At 68.4% G+C, this 13076-nt stretch carries 13 protein-coding genes; 8 read left to right on the top strand and 5 right to left on the bottom strand.

Annotated elements, in window-relative coordinates:
• Nucleotides 1-6 precede the first annotated feature (6 nt).
• A complete protein-coding gene (locus tag E7V67_005560) occupies nucleotides 7-612 on the top strand; it encodes an SRPBCC family protein (GenBank protein ID WUR14572.1) in 606 nt (201 codons plus the stop codon).
• Nucleotides 613-802: 190 nt separating this feature from the next.
• On the opposite strand, the gene E7V67_005555 is transcribed toward E7V67_005560, so the two are convergent.
• Nucleotides 803-2425, bottom strand: coding sequence for a M28 family metallopeptidase (locus E7V67_005555; GenBank protein ID WUR14571.1), 1623 nt, complete (start codon nucleotides 2423-2425; stop codon nucleotides 803-805).
• A gap of 103 nt (nucleotides 2426-2528) precedes the next feature.
• On the opposite strand from E7V67_005555, the gene gluQRS reads away from it, so the two are divergent.
• The 5 genes from gluQRS (at nucleotide 2529) to E7V67_005530 (ending at nucleotide 6786) form a co-directional block, all read left to right on the top strand.
• Entirely contained in the window at nucleotides 2529-3443 is a 915-nt protein-coding gene (gene gluQRS, locus E7V67_005550; GenBank protein ID WUR14570.1) for a tRNA glutamyl-Q(34) synthetase GluQRS, read from the top strand.
• Between the two features lie 57 nt (nucleotides 3444-3500).
• Nucleotides 3501-4283 carry an OBAP family protein gene (locus E7V67_005545; GenBank protein ID WUR14569.1) on the top strand — a complete coding sequence of 261 codons (783 nt, stop codon included), beginning with the start codon at nucleotides 3501-3503 and terminating at the stop codon, nucleotides 4281-4283.
• Between the two features lie 108 nt (nucleotides 4284-4391).
• Nucleotides 4392-4793: a DUF4124 domain-containing protein gene (locus E7V67_005540; protein WUR14568.1), complete on the top strand. Its 402-nt coding sequence runs from the start codon at nucleotides 4392-4394 to the stop codon at nucleotides 4791-4793.
• A gap of 337 nt (nucleotides 4794-5130) precedes the next feature.
• Entirely contained in the window at nucleotides 5131-5880 is a 750-nt protein-coding gene (locus E7V67_005535) for a PEP-CTERM sorting domain-containing protein (protein ID WUR14567.1), read from the top strand.
• Nucleotides 5881-5997: 117 nt separating this feature from the next.
• A complete protein-coding gene (locus E7V67_005530) occupies nucleotides 5998-6786 on the top strand; it encodes an alpha/beta hydrolase (GenBank protein ID WUR14566.1) in 789 nt (262 codons plus the stop codon).
• Between the two features lie 43 nt (nucleotides 6787-6829).
• Here E7V67_005530 and E7V67_005525 read toward each other — a convergent pair whose 3' ends face one another.
• Nucleotides 6830-8800 (bottom strand): methyl-accepting chemotaxis protein, encoded by a 1971-nt coding sequence (locus E7V67_005525; protein ID WUR14565.1) that lies wholly within the window; start codon nucleotides 8798-8800, stop codon nucleotides 6830-6832.
• Nucleotides 8801-8993: 193 nt separating this feature from the next.
• Here E7V67_005525 and E7V67_005520 point away from each other — a divergent pair, with 193 nt between their 5' ends.
• On the top strand, nucleotides 8994-9467 hold the full coding sequence (locus E7V67_005520; protein ID WUR14564.1) for a Rhs element Vgr protein: 474 nt from the start codon (nucleotides 8994-8996) through the stop codon (nucleotides 9465-9467).
• Here E7V67_005520 and E7V67_005515 read toward each other — a convergent pair.
• Genes E7V67_005515 through E7V67_005505 form a run of 3 tightly spaced genes read right to left on the bottom strand, consistent with a single transcriptional unit; the run spans nucleotide 9433 to nucleotide 12342 of the window.
• The gene (locus E7V67_005515) at nucleotides 9433-11166 is read right to left on the bottom strand and encodes a bifunctional diguanylate cyclase/phosphodiesterase (GenBank protein WUR14563.1); all 1734 of its coding nucleotides are present in this window, start codon (nucleotides 11164-11166) and stop codon (nucleotides 9433-9435) included. The genes E7V67_005520 and E7V67_005515 overlap by 35 nt on opposite strands.
• The gene (locus tag E7V67_005510) at nucleotides 11156-11962 is read right to left on the bottom strand and encodes a PAS domain-containing protein (protein WUR14562.1); all 807 of its coding nucleotides are present in this window, start codon (nucleotides 11960-11962) and stop codon (nucleotides 11156-11158) included. Before E7V67_005510 ends, E7V67_005515 begins: the two co-directional genes overlap by 11 nt.
• On the bottom strand, nucleotides 11959-12342 hold the full coding sequence (locus tag E7V67_005505; protein ID WUR14561.1) for a phosphonate transporter: 384 nt from the start codon (nucleotides 12340-12342) through the stop codon (nucleotides 11959-11961). The genes E7V67_005510 and E7V67_005505 overlap by 4 nt, the downstream gene beginning before the upstream one ends.
• A 266-nt stretch (nucleotides 12343-12608) precedes the next feature.
• On the opposite strand from E7V67_005505, the gene E7V67_005500 reads away from it, so the two are divergent.
• The gene (locus E7V67_005500) at nucleotides 12609-12872 is read left to right on the top strand and encodes a hypothetical protein (protein ID WUR14560.1); all 264 of its coding nucleotides are present in this window, start codon (nucleotides 12609-12611) and stop codon (nucleotides 12870-12872) included.
• The last annotated feature ends 204 nt before the right edge of the window (nucleotides 12873-13076 follow it).

Here is a 13076-nt window from a genome sequence, read left to right as displayed (position 1 = left end):
GACGCGATGCGACGGATTCAAATGCTGGCGGCCTGGCTCGTGGCCGCACAGGTGGCGGCGGCGCCCATCGAGGTCGTCGAGGAGCCGGGCAACACGCCCGGCCGCGCCTTTACGGCGACAACGGTGATCGCCGCCTCGCCCGCGCAACTGTGCCGCATCGTGCAGGACTACGCCAACTATGGCGCCTTCATGCCGAACACGCGCAGCGCCGTACCGGTCGGCACAGGCTCCGGCTACGTGCTGGTGGACATGACGCTGGACCTGCCGCTGGGCCAGGTCAAGCAGTACCGCCTGCGGCTCGAGCCCACCGGCAGCGCGGACGGCTGTCGGCTGGCCTGGCAGCTGGTGCCGCGCCCGGACCTGCGGCCGGGGCAGACGATCGCCGACACGGCCGGCTACTGGGATTTCACGGCGCTGCCCGACGGCAGCGGCTCGCAGGTACGCTATCGCGTGTATGCCGACCCAGGGCCGGTGCCGTTCGGGTTCGGCTGGATCGTCGAGATGATGAGCAAGCGCAGCCTGCCGCGGGCGGTGGCGGCGGTGCGGGAGCGGGCGCTGGAAGAGACCCATGGTGACGGGCGCCTATCTGCGGGCCTTCCTGCCCGCAGATAGGCGCCTGTCACCGGCCGGTTGCTTTCGCCGGCTACGGATGTTTTACACACGAGAGCGGGGGCTGCGGGTCAGTAAGGAGCTATGGCATACATGCCATAGCCGCTTCGCAGGCAAGGAGCGGTGCTCCTTGAAACCCCTGCTACGCCCCGGCGGGTCTGACCCCGGTCTTCGTTCAGGGTGTCTTCAACCTTTACTTGCGCGCCTTGCCGAACGGATCGCCCGCCCGCCATGCCGGCATCTTCGGCGCATCGGCCACCATGCGCCCGAGGTTCAGGGTGAACTGGGCCTGCTGCGTCATGCCGGACAGGTCCCACTTCGGATCGTACTCGTCGCCCACCTGGTGATAGCGTGCCCCATACGCCTTGCGCTCGGCCGCCGCCGCTTCCTTGTCGCCCACGTAATCGCGCCCGCCTTCGATCGAGAACGCGGGCACGCCCGCCTTGGCAAAGCTGAAGTGGTCGCTGCGGAAGTAACCGCCAGCGAGGTCGGGCCGGGCCTCGGCAATGCGCAGGTTCATCGCCTTGGCGGTGGCCGCGGCCATGCGGCCCAGCTCCGTGCGTTCGCTGCCCTGCGTGCCGATGTCGCGTGCCGTGCCGATCCAGTTCAGGCTGTCCAGGTTCAGGTTGGCGGCCGTTTTCGCCAGCGGCCACAGCGGGTCCGTCGCGTAGGCCGCGCTGCCCAGCAGGCCCTGCTCTTCGGCCGCCACCCACAGGAACATCTGGCTGCGCTTGGCCGGCGCCTTGGCCGCTTCCTGCGCCATCGCCAGCAGCGCGGCCGTGCCGGAGGCATTGTCGACGGCACCGTTGAAGATATTGTCCTTGCCGTCGCCCTGCTTGCCCAGGTGGTCCCAGTGCGCGCTGTAGATCACCACCTCGTCCTTCAGCTTCGGGTCGGTGCCGGGCACGATGCCGGCCACGTTGTACTGGTCGACCGTGCGCACGGCCGCCTGCAAGGTGCCGCTCAGCTTCGCCTGCAACGACACCGGCGCGAAGTCCTTGCGCTCGGCCGCGGCGCGCAATGCGTCCAGGTCCTGGCCGGCGGCCTTGAACAGTGCGACGGCCGCGTCGTTGGTGATCCAGCCCTGCATCGGCGTGCCGGGCGCGCCCTGCGCCAGCTGGAAGCGCTCCACGCCGCTCCAGCTGTTCTGGATCACGCTCCAGCCATACGACGCCGAGGCATCCGTGTGGATCAGCAGCGCGCCGGCGGCACCACGGCGCCTGGCTTCCTCGAACTTGTAGGTCCAGCGGCCGTAGTACGTCAGCGCCTTGCCGCCGAAGCGTTCCGGTGCCTCGGCGGTGGGCGCGGGATCGTTGACCAGCATGACGACGATCTTGCCCGTCACGTCCTGGCCCTTGTAGTCGTCCCACCCTTCTTCCGGCGCGGCGATGCCGTAGCCGACGAAGACCAGCGGCGCATCGAACTGGTGGCGCGCCTGCGCGTCGCCGGTGCCCCACACCCAGTCCTTGCCGAAGGCGAACGGCTGCGCGGTGCCGTTGACGGCCAGGTGCAGCGTCGACGTTTCCGGCACCGCCTTGACGCCGGCGATCTTGACGAGCTGGCGGTAGCCGCCGTCGCGCACCGGTTTCAGGCCGGCCGCCATGGCCTGGTTCTCCAGGTAGGCGACCGTCAGGTCGCCGCCGCGCTGGCCGGTACCGCGGCCTTCCAGCAGGTCGCTGGACAGGAAGGCCAAGTGGGCGCGCAAGGGCGCTTCCTGTACCTGATGCAGGGATTTGGGGGCGGCGAAAGCGGGCAGTGCCAGCGCCAGCGCCAGGCTCATGGCCAGCGTGCGCGCGGTGGGGATCGGTTTGTGCATGGTCTTGTTGTCCGTGTGCGGTTGTCTCGGGGCGGCAGGTATGCCGCGCGGGCATTGTATGCGATGTTGACGGCGCCGCGGCCGCTCGCCCATACTCTCGCGCATGACAGCGCCAGTCCCCTACATCGGCCGTTTCGCCCCTTCCCCCACCGGCCCCCTGCACCTGGGCTCCCTCGTCGCGGCCATGGCCAGCTACCTGGACGCGAAGGCGCACGGCGGCCAGTGGCTGGTGCGCATCGAGGACGTCGACGGCGACCGCAACGTGGCCGGCGCCGACCGCCACATCCTCGCTTCGCTGCAGCGCTGCGGCATGCAGTGGGACGGTGACGTCACCTGGCAGACGCAACGCACCGCGCTGTACGATGCGGCGCTGGCGCAACTGGCCGACAGCGTCTACCCGTGCGGCTGCTCGCGCCGCGAGATCGCCGATTCGCAGACCCGGCTGGCCGCGCAGCATGGCGCCAACGCCAGCCTGGTCTATCCCGGCACCTGCCGCGCCGGCCTGGCGCCGGGCAAGGTGCCGCGCGCGCTGCGCCTGCGCACGCCCGTCGCGCCGGCGCACGTGGTAGGCTTCCAGGACCGCTGGCACGGCTGGGTCGAGCAGGACATCACGCGCGAGGTCGGCGATTTCGTGGTCCGCCGCGCCGACGGCTTCTGGGCCTACCAGCTGGCGGTCGTCGTCGACGATGGCGCCCAGGGCATCACCGACATCGTGCGTGGCGCCGACCTGCTGGACTCCACGCCACGCCAGCTGTACCTGCAGGACCTGCTGGGCCTGCCCCACCCGCGCTACCTGCACGTGCCTGTCGTACTGAACGACGCTGGCGAGAAGCTGTCCAAACAGACCGGTGCGGCGGCCTTCGACAACGGCGCCGGGCCGGCCGACCTGCTGGCACATGCGCTGCTGCCGGCCGCCCGCTTCCTCGGCCTGCACGTGACTGCCGATTCGATTGCGGGGTTCTGGCAGGCCACGGTGCCAGCCTGGGAACGGCTGCTGCGCGAGCGCGGCGCGTTCTGAGCGCCGCCGCCGCGGCGGCAGCGGTAGCATGGGCGCCCCTGTGCTACTGGAGGTAACATGCAAAGATCTACCCTGACTTTCATCCTCGGCGCGACCCTGCTGGCCACCGCCGCCCCTGTCCTCGCCCAACGCGACTCACCGCCTACCGTCGGCCCGGCCGGCGCCCCGAAATCGGCCAAGACCCAGGTGCTCGAAGTGGGCGCGAAGGTATTGCAGGGCGCGGCGCCGATGCGCGGCTTCGACATCTACCTGGTCGGGTTCCACCCGATGAAGGACGCTCCCGAACTGCAGATGGAAGCCCATCACTACTGCCACCAGCGCAACGAGGACTTCGCGCAGTGCGTCCTGTTCGACGGCAATACGGCCGACGCCAACATGAACGGCGTCGAGTACATCATCTCGGAAAAGGCCTTCGCGCTGCTGCCCGAGGCCGAGCGCAAGTTCTGGCACCCGCACAACGGCGAGATCCTGTCCGGCCAGCTGGTCGCGCCGGGCATTCCGGAAGCGGCCGAGAAGTCGCTGATGAAATCGAAGATGAACAGCTACGGCAAGACCTGGCACACCTGGAACACGGGCCATGAAGGCCATACGGGCGAGGCGCTGCCGCTGGGCGACGCCAAGCTGGCCTGGTCGTTCAACCGCGACGGCGAGGCGCTGCCGGGGCTGGAGCAGAAGCGCGACCGCAAGCTGGGCACCGACACGGCCGCCAAGCGGCGCGACCGTGCCGACCTGCGCGTGCTGGCGCAGCCGCAATCGGGCGTGGACGACCTGAAGGGCAAGTTCGCCCGGCCGACCACCCCGATCCCGGGCGTGGCCGACGTGAAGGCCGCCGGAAAATAGCTGACGACGCTGTAGGACTGGTCCTCCGGGCGATCGTGAGATGCCGAACAGACCCGGGCATGGCCGGGCGCGCACACTGGCGCCATCGTTTCGAACAGGAGGTGCATCATGCGACGCTCAGCCATTTCCGCCACCCTGTGCCTGGCCGCGCTGGCCGGCTCGGGCGCGCTCGCCAACGATCAACTCTACAAATGCGTGGACAGCAACGGCACCCTGCTACTGTCGGACAAACCGTGCGCGGTCGTGCTGAGCGTGGCCGCGGACACCTCGGGCCCCTCCGGAGAGGAGGACGTGACGGAGGTGCCGACCGATATCGCCGCCGCGCCGGAGGAGGAAGCGCCGCGCCGCGTGATCGTCAAGGAACGCTACACACTGCCGCCCGCCGAGTTCGATCGCAGCCAGTGGAACCGCAAGCCGCCCACCAGCGTGGCGCCGAAAATCGACGTGGCCACGCTGAAAGCCGCCAAGCTCAACCTGGAACTGAGCGAAAAAACGGCTTCGCTGCGCTGACTGTCGTTTCGCGGCGACAGCTACCGCACCGAACAGAGTCGTTACTGCGGCGGCGCCGCACGCCTGGCCGAGCGCGCTCCGCCGCAGCTCGCGGGCGAAGCGGACGCCAACCTTGCTCGTGGAAAGACGATACTGTCGAGTCACAATCGTTTGTCGTGAGCACATTGTTACAACTTTAACAAATGTGTGCTTTGCCAGCGTTATTCGTCTGTCGAGAATGGAAACGTATCCCTTATTACCTCAATAAGCTTCGGTGCTTCCACCACGCACCGGGCCGGCCCGCCATCGGCGGGCGGCGATACGGGTTCATCCGATGTTCAACGACAGAAGGATCACCATGAACAAGACTTTGACGATGTTGCTGCTGGCTTGCGTACCACTGGCCACCCACGCGGCGCCAGGGGGCTCGACCGTAACGTTCGACAACGGGCTGGAGGGCTGGGAAGCCATGCAGCCGCTCGACGGCAATGGCGGTTCCGGCATCGATCACTCGCTCGGCAACGGCGCACCCGCGCTGCGCACCGCGATGGAAAATTTCGGCATTTCCTGGACCAACAAGACCAATGCCAGCTTCGTCGGCGACTACACGGCGATGAAGGGCGTGACGTTCGGCATCGACGTCTCGACCCAGAGCATCCGCTACTTCAACCAGGAAGTGACGCGCAACCTCGTGCTCGAACTGCGCGATTATGACAATGCCAGCAACGGCCTGCCGTACACGAGCGTTTGGTACAACCTGGGTACGCTGGATGCCAGCAAGCCGGGTTGGCAACATCTCTCGGTGACAATCGGCGACACCTCGGCGACCGGCCTGCCTTCGGGCTGGGGCGGCTACGGCGCCGAAGACGCCAGCGGCATGCCTTACCTGCCGGCCGACCGCACGTTCGCCAGCGTGCTGGCCAGCGTGGACGAGATCGCCTTCACGACCTACGTGCCGGGTCAGATGTACGGCTTTACGGACTATGACATCGCCATCGACAACATCAGCGTCAGCCCGGTGCCGGAACCGGCCCAGGGCGGCATGCTGGCGGCGGGGCTGGCCGGCATTGCCGTGCTGGCCAGGCGGCGCGCCGCCAGAACCGCCTGAGGTGATGGTCGGCCGCGCGCAATTTTCGACCAATCCACGACAAAAGGGAGACAGTTCCTGACGCCTTTGATATGGATGAGGCCGCTATAATTGCGCCTTTTTATAGCGGGCCCAGCCATGATCGATTCCGTTACCGCGTCCTCCGGGCGCACCGCCTGTGTCCTGTTGCATAGTTCGATGAGTTCGCGCAGCCAGTGGAACGCACTGGCTGCGCGCGCGGACACCGGGCTGCGCTGCATCGCCCTCGACCTGCTGGGCTATGGCAAGGCGCCGTTCCCCGATCCCCAGGCCCAGCAGGCCTTTTCGCTGGAACACGAAGTGAGCGCCGTGCTGGCCGCGCTGGAGCACGAGCTGGCCGCCGGCGAGCCGTTCCACCTGGTCGGCCATTCGTATGGCGGTGCCACGGCGCTGCGGCTGGCGCGCCGACTGGCCGCCAGCGGCCGCATCCTGTCCCTGACCTTGTTCGAACCGGTCGCCTTCCACCTGCTGCCGCCTGACAATCCGGCCCGCGTGGACATCGCCAAGGTGATCGCCCGCATCGACGCGGCCGTCACGCCGCGCGACGCCACACAGGCCTTCATCGACTACTGGAACGGCGCAGGTGCGTTCGCCGCGCTGCCACCCGTGATGCAGGACCGCTTCACGGCGCAGATCGCCAAGGTGAAGCTGGACTTCGTCGCGCTGCTGGGCGAACCGACCACCTTGGCCGACCTGGCCACGCTGGACATTCCGACGCTGGTGCTGTTCGGCCAGCACGGCCCGATGTCCACGCGCACGGTGGCCGAGGAACTGGCCGCCGCGCTGCCGCGCGCCGCGATCCGCCGCACGCCGGGCGGCCACATGGCGCCGATCACCCATGCGGAGGACGTCAACCGGGCCATCGCGGCCTTTGTCGGCGGCGCGTGACGGCTGTCGGTTTCGAGCAGCCGCCTGCTTGAACCCGCAGGTGTCAGGACGCGATCGCCCTGACGCCTGTGCCTGTCGTCCCGACGGGTTTCTGCCCGCCCGGCGCCACCGTGAAGATCCCCACCGCCCGCGCCAGCGCCTCGGCCTGCTGCTCCAGGCTGGCCGACGCGGCCGCCGTCTGCTCCACCAGCGCGGCATTATGCTGCGTGACGTCGTCCATCTGCGTGATGGCCTGGTTGACCTGCTCGATACCCGCGCTCTGCTCGCTCGACGCCAGCGCGATGTCCTGCATCAGGCCTGCCACCCGGCGCACGCTGTCGAGGATCTGCGCCATCGCCGTGCCGGCGCCGCCGGCCAGCGCGTTGCCCTGGCCAACCTTGGCGACGCTGTGGTCGATCAGCTCCTTGATTTCGCGCGCCGCCGTGGCGGAGCGCTGCGCCAGCGTGCGCACCTCGCTGGCGACGACGGCGAAGCCGCGGCCCTGCTCGCCCGCCCGGGCCGCTTCCACCGCCGCGTTCAGCGCCAGGATATTGGTCTGGAACGCGATCGCGTCGATGACGGAAATGATGTCGACGATGCGGCGCGAACTGGCGTCGATCTCGCCCATCGTGGCCACCACCCGCTGCACCACCTCGCTGCCGCTGCCGGCGGCCGCGGTGGCTTCCTGCACCAGCGTATTGGCGCGCTGCGCATGCTCGACGTTCTGCCGCACCGTGGCGGTCAGCTGCTCCATCGACGATGCCGTCTCTTCCAGGCTGGACGCCTGCGACTCGATCCGGGCCGACAGGTCGGCATTGCCGCTGGCGATATCGTGCGTGGCCGCGTTGATCGTATCGACGCTGCCGCGCACCTCGCCGACGATGCGGCCCAGGCTCTCGCTCATGTCGCGCAGCGCGCGCAGCAGCTGGCCCACCTCGGTCGGCGGCCCCACGTCGAAGTCGTTGACCAGGTTGCCGCCCGCGACCCGCTGCGCCACGTCCACCGCCTGGTTGAGCGGGCGCGTGATCGAGCGTGCCACCAGCACGCCGGTCCAGGCGGCGCCGCCCACCAGCGCCAGCTGCGCCAGCAGCATCAGGATGCGGTCGCGCTCGAACGCATCGACCCGTTCGCCCAGCTGCTTGCCCAACAGGCGGCTGGCGGCGTCGTTTGCCGCGTACAGCGATTCGATGGTCTGGGTCGTGGCCGCGAAGTACTCGTCGGCGGATGCCGTCAGCGCGACGGGTCGCACGATGTCCGACTGGGTGCGCTGGGCCAGCGCCAGCGTCGCGCTGGACGCGGCCTGCATCAACGGTCCCAGCTCGCTGGCCACGCGCGGGTTGGCGTGGGCCGACTTGTCGAACGCGTTGCGCATCTGGCCCAACCGGTCCTCGGCCCGGGCCAGCAGCTGGGCGACGATGAAGCGATCGTCCTGCGAACCCTCCTTGCGCGTCAGCAGCACCGCGCCGCGCGCGCGCAGCTTGCCCAGCTCCTCCGTCAATGCCGGCATCTGGTAGTACATCGCCTGGATCAGCTGGTAGGAATCGACGTGCGGGTCGAGGCTCAAGCCGTAGATGTCGCCGACCAATTCGCCGATACGCAGCAGCCGGCCGATGACGGCCGTATGGGTGGCGAAGCTGTCGGCAGCGTTGATGCGCTGCGCCGCCACGGCATCGCGCACCGTTTCCCAGTCGCGCCTGGCGTCACGCCACAGTGCCGCCACGTCGGCGTTGTCCGCCGCCGTCACGACGGCATCGAGCTCGCCGAACATCGCATCGACGTCCTTCTGACGTTCCGCGCGGCGTCCTTCCGTGCCGCCGCCATTGAGCGCGATGGCGGATAATCCACGATGCTGCTGCGTCAGCTTGACGGCCTGCAGCACCCGCACGACGGCGGGCAGGCCGCGCTGCTCGGCCTCGTAGGTCGTCATCGCCTCGTTCGCCGTGCGCAGGTAGAGCCACGTGGGAATCGCGATCATCAGCACCGCGATGGCGCCAAGCAGCAGGAATTTCTGAGGCAGGGTGAGGCGTGCGAGCATCGTGTTCTCCACGGAAGGACATGCGTCGATTCTAGTACGCGGCGGCAGGCGCGACGCACGAAAGGCGCCCAGCCCAGCAGTTTGTTGGTTTTGTCAGACAGGAGCCATTATCGCCATCGCAACGCGGCCGCTGACGGGCGGCGAAGTCTTCTGGTGCCGCCGGCTGTTCGGCGACGCCATCGATTACGCACCGGTGCGCGTGCACGCCGGCAGCTATTTCTGGTTCAACCTGCAGCGGCGCCACACGGCCGTCGCGCCGGACGGCCATATCTGGTTCAACCGCGCCGATTTCAGCCCCGACTTCGCGCGCGAGCATGCCTGGCGCCTGCTGTGGTTCGTGCACGAGATGACGCACGTGTGGCAGCACCAGCTGGGCTACCCGGTCAAATGGCGCGGCGCCCTGCGCATCGGCCTGCCCTATGCCTACGCGCTGGCGCCGCACAAGCGCCTGTGCGACTTCAACATGGAAGCGCAGGGCGACCTGCTGGCCGATTACTTCGCGCTGCGCTTCCTGCTGGCGCCGCAGGCGATGCGCCAGCGCCAGTACGGCAATGCACTGGCCCTGTACGACACGGTGCTGCAGGACTTCCTGCGCGCGCCGCATGAGCGCACCAACCTGCCCCGCTCCGTCTTCAGCCGGCTGTGCGGTGCGTGGCGAGCCACGTGAGCAGCGCGTCCGACGTCAGCGGCTTGCTGTACAAATAACCCTGCCCCTTGTCGCAGCGCAGCGCGCGCACCACCTCGGCCTGCGCCGTCGTCTCGATCCCTTCGGCGACGGTGCTCATGCCAAGGCTCTGCGCGACCTTGACGGTGGCCTCGATCAGCACGCGGTGATGCTCGCTGCTCTCGCTCTGGCTGACGAAGGAACGGTCGATCTTGACGGTATCGACCGGCAGCAGGTGCAGGCTGGCCAGCGACGAGTAGCCGGTACCGAAATCGTCCAGCGCCAGCGTGATGCCGAGCGCCTTCAGCTCGTGCAGCCGCTGCTGGATCTGCGCATCCTGCGCGGCCAGGCTTTCCGTCACCTCCAGTTGCACCTGGCGCGCGTCGACGCCGGTCTGTGCCAGGATGCGCGCCACCGTCTCGCTCCAGCCGGCCTGGCCCAGCTGGGCGCGCGACAGGTTGACGGCCAGCAGGCGCGGCGCCGTGTCGCCGAGCGACTGGCGCCAGGCCTGGAAATCGGTGCAGGCCCGCTGCAGCACGAAGTCGCCCAGCGCGCCGATCAGGCCGCACTCCTCGGCGATGCCGATGAATTCGAACGGTGGCACCACGCCGCGCACCGGATGCTGCCAGCGCACCAGCGCCTCGACGCCGGCCGCGTAATCGGTCGAACCGTCCGTGCGCAGCGCCACCACCGGCTGGTACACGACGAACAACTGCTCTTCCTGCAGCGCCAGGCGCAGGTCGGCCTCGATGTCGCTGCGCCGCGCGGCGCGCTCGCGCATGGCCTGGGCAAAGCGCACGTGCCGTCCGCCGCCGGCGCGCTTGGCTTCCACCATGGCGATGCTGGCGTCGCGCAGCAGCTCGTCCGGGTCCTGCGCCGGCGCGCCGCCCCAGGCGATGCCGACGCTGACGCTGCACACCACGTCGTGCCCCTGCACCGTGTAGCCGCGGCCGACGGTGGCGATCAGGCGCGCCGCCACGCTTTCCGCGTCCTCCGGCCGGCGCAGCCCGTCCAGTACGACGATGAACTCGTCGCCGCCGACGCGCGCCGCCAGCTGGCCGCCGTGCACGCCGATGCGGTCCGTGGGCGGGCGCAGCACGCTGCGGATGCGGTCCGCGATCATGATCAGCAACTGGTCGCCGGCACGCTGCCCCAGCGCGTCGTTGACCTGGCGGAAGCGGTCGCAGTTCATGAACAGCACGGCAAAGCCGCCACCGTCGTCGCTCCCCGCATCGCGGCCCTGCACCAGCCGCAGTTGCTCCAGCACGGCACTGCGGTTCGGCATGCGCGTCAGCGCATCCGTGCGGGCCGCATTGGACAGCCGGTTCGCCAGCCGTTCCTGCTCGCGCTGGGTCTCCAGCGTGACGTCCGATACGGCCGCCATCAGCCGCGCGTTATCGAGCTTGAGCAGGTTCAGCGACAACACCTGGGCGCCGCCATCCACGTCCAGGCGCAGGCCTTCACAGACCACGCCGGACGCCGGCGCGAAGGCGCCCACCATCTGGCGCAGCTGTGGCGCGACGCGATCGAGCACGGCGAACAGGTTTTCCAGCGCGCCGTCGTGCGCCAGCGGCATCAGCAGCTGCGACGACATCGGATTGAGCATTTCGATGGTGCCGTCCAGTGTCGTCTGCACCAGCCCGATGGGCGTACGGTACAGGAACTGCATCAGGGCTTCGTAAGCGCTGTCGTCAACCGCCATCGGCACCTCCCTGGGTCGGCACGCGCTGGCCGGCCGCCGCCGCATCGCCCTGGCAGGCGCCGAGGTCGCGCAGCACCATGCAATAGGCGGGTTCGTCGGCGTCCTGCGCCGGCAGCGGCGCGATGATCGAGCTGCCGCGGAAGCTGCTGCCGTCGGCACGGCGGCACAATTGCTCGGCGCCGCTCCAGCCGGTGGCGTCGGCCTCGCGCAGGCGCTGGTCGCCGGCACCGGACGCCGGCGCCAGCAAGGCCGTGTAGGGCTGCCCCACCACTGCTTCGGTATGGCCAGTGACGCGGGCGATGCTGTCGTGCCAGCGTTCGATGCGGCCCTGGCCATCGAGGCTGGCCAGGGCGTACTCGGTGCCACTGGCCAGCAGCGCGTTGAGCCAGGCGTCGCTGCGGCGCAGCTGCCGTTCGCGCTGGACCTGCAGCGTGACGTCGGCCAGCACCGCCATCAGGCGCGCCGCGTCCAGCTTGACGAGCGACAGCGACAGGATCTGCGGCCCGCGGCCCGCACCGCCGTGCAGGTGCAGGTGCAGGCCATCGCAGATCACGCCACTGGGCGCCGCGAACTGCGCGACCAGCGTGCGCAGCTCGGGCGCCACGTCCTGCAGCGCGGTAAACAAGTTGGCCAGGCCGCCGTCGCGCGACAGCGGCATCAAGAGCTGCGCGGAGACCGGATTGATCATCGCGATCTCGCCGTCGGGCGCGGCCTGCACCAGGCCGACCGGCGCCAGGTACAGGAACTGCATCAGTGCCTCGTGTTCGGCGGCGAGGCTGCCTGTCGTGTCGCTCACAGGCGGCGCTGCACGAGCACGTAGCGCATGGGAGCGCCGGGCAGCGCCAGCAGGCGCAGCAGGACCTTGACGGGCTTCATCCGCAACGTCAGCACGTAGCCGATGGTTTCGTCGAGCGCGCCGCCGTCGGCCGCCGCGTCCTCGAAGCGCTGGGCCACCATGAAATTGTTCATGCAAGGCGCGACGGTGGTGAACAGCGGCAGGCCCAGCACACTGGCGGGCGACAGGCCGGCCGCCTGCGATTCGAAACGGTTGTATTGGCGCACGATGGTATCGCCATCGAAACCGATGACGCCGAAATCGATGGCATCGAGATCCTCGGCGCTGGCCGCGCCGAGGCGCTGCGCCAGGTCGGCCTGCTCAAAGCTGAGTGCACTCATAGAACGCTCCACGGTGAGTGTCTGTTGTTTTCAAGAAACTGATGCTGACATGCGGAAAAGGTACTGTCAATGTGCACACGATTGAAAGTGGTCTCATGGTACACGGGCTGGCGCCAACGCGACGCCCGCACCGGGCGCTGGCCGGATGTGGCGTTTTGAACACGAAAAAAATTGCCATAGTTCAATCGCGCGCCGTAACTTTGGGGCTTTTTATAAGATCAACTTTCTGGCTTTATCGTTTCAACCCGCTTATAAAAGGAACAATCATGGCAATTATGAAGACGATGTTCGCCGCGGCATTCTGCGCCGCCCTGGCAGCCTGCAGCACCACCGACACGAGCAGCGGCAGCAGCGACAGCTCCACGATGGGCTCGAGCGCGACGAGCGGCTCGACCGATTCGACCAGCGGCGCCACCGGCACCTCCGGCACCAGCGGCCAGACCGGCACCTCGTCCTCGTCGACGAGCGGCACCCCAGGCACCTCGCCCAGCAACCCGAGCAATGCAGACGACCAATCGGTCAAGCGTTGATCGGCTGATGCCGTGAACAAGGCCCGCTTTGGCGGGCTTTTTTGTTGGCGCGACGTTGCCGGCACGGTTTGTTCGGGCCCTCGCCGTCCATGTCACACAACACATGGCATTTGCCTGCCTCATCCGGATATCCATCGACGATTTGGCAGCCTGGCACAATTTTCCGTACCAAACCGTTGCGCGCACGCGTCATTTATGTAATGT

Source organism: [Empedobacter] haloabium (assembly GCA_008011715.2).
Taxonomy (GTDB): domain Bacteria; phylum Pseudomonadota; class Gammaproteobacteria; order Burkholderiales; family Burkholderiaceae_D; genus Rugamonas; species Rugamonas haloabia.
The sequence above is the reverse complement of the archived record's forward strand: the minus strand, read 5'-3'. Positions and strand labels throughout refer to the sequence as shown.

What these genes read in the sequence shown, in the direction of transcription:
- E7V67_005505 (WUR14561.1), bottom strand. Translation starts at nt 12,342, where the DNA reads ATGAGTGCACTCAGCTTTGAGCAGGCCGACCTGGCGCAGCGCCTCGGC.
- E7V67_005540 (WUR14568.1), top strand. Translation starts at nt 4,392, where the DNA reads ATGCGACGCTCAGCCATTTCCGCCACCCTGTGCCTGGCCGCGCTGGCC.
- E7V67_005515 (WUR14563.1), bottom strand. Translation starts at nt 11,166, where the DNA reads ATGGCGGTTGACGACAGCGCTTACGAAGCCCTGATGCAGTTCCTGTAC.
- E7V67_005530 (WUR14566.1), top strand. Translation starts at nt 5,998, where the DNA reads ATGATCGATTCCGTTACCGCGTCCTCCGGGCGCACCGCCTGTGTCCTG.
- E7V67_005535 (WUR14567.1), top strand. Translation starts at nt 5,131, where the DNA reads ATGAACAAGACTTTGACGATGTTGCTGCTGGCTTGCGTACCACTGGCC.
- E7V67_005555 (WUR14571.1), bottom strand. Translation starts at nt 2,425, where the DNA reads ATGCACAAACCGATCCCCACCGCGCGCACGCTGGCCATGAGCCTGGCG.
- E7V67_005525 (WUR14565.1), bottom strand. Translation starts at nt 8,800, where the DNA reads ATGCTCGCACGCCTCACCCTGCCTCAGAAATTCCTGCTGCTTGGCGCC.
- E7V67_005500 (WUR14560.1), top strand. Translation starts at nt 12,609, where the DNA reads ATGGCAATTATGAAGACGATGTTCGCCGCGGCATTCTGCGCCGCCCTG.
- E7V67_005560 (WUR14572.1), top strand. Translation starts at nt 7, where the DNA reads ATGCGACGGATTCAAATGCTGGCGGCCTGGCTCGTGGCCGCACAGGTG.
- gluQRS (WUR14570.1), top strand. Translation starts at nt 2,529, where the DNA reads ATGACAGCGCCAGTCCCCTACATCGGCCGTTTCGCCCCTTCCCCCACC.
- E7V67_005545 (WUR14569.1), top strand. Translation starts at nt 3,501, where the DNA reads ATGCAAAGATCTACCCTGACTTTCATCCTCGGCGCGACCCTGCTGGCC.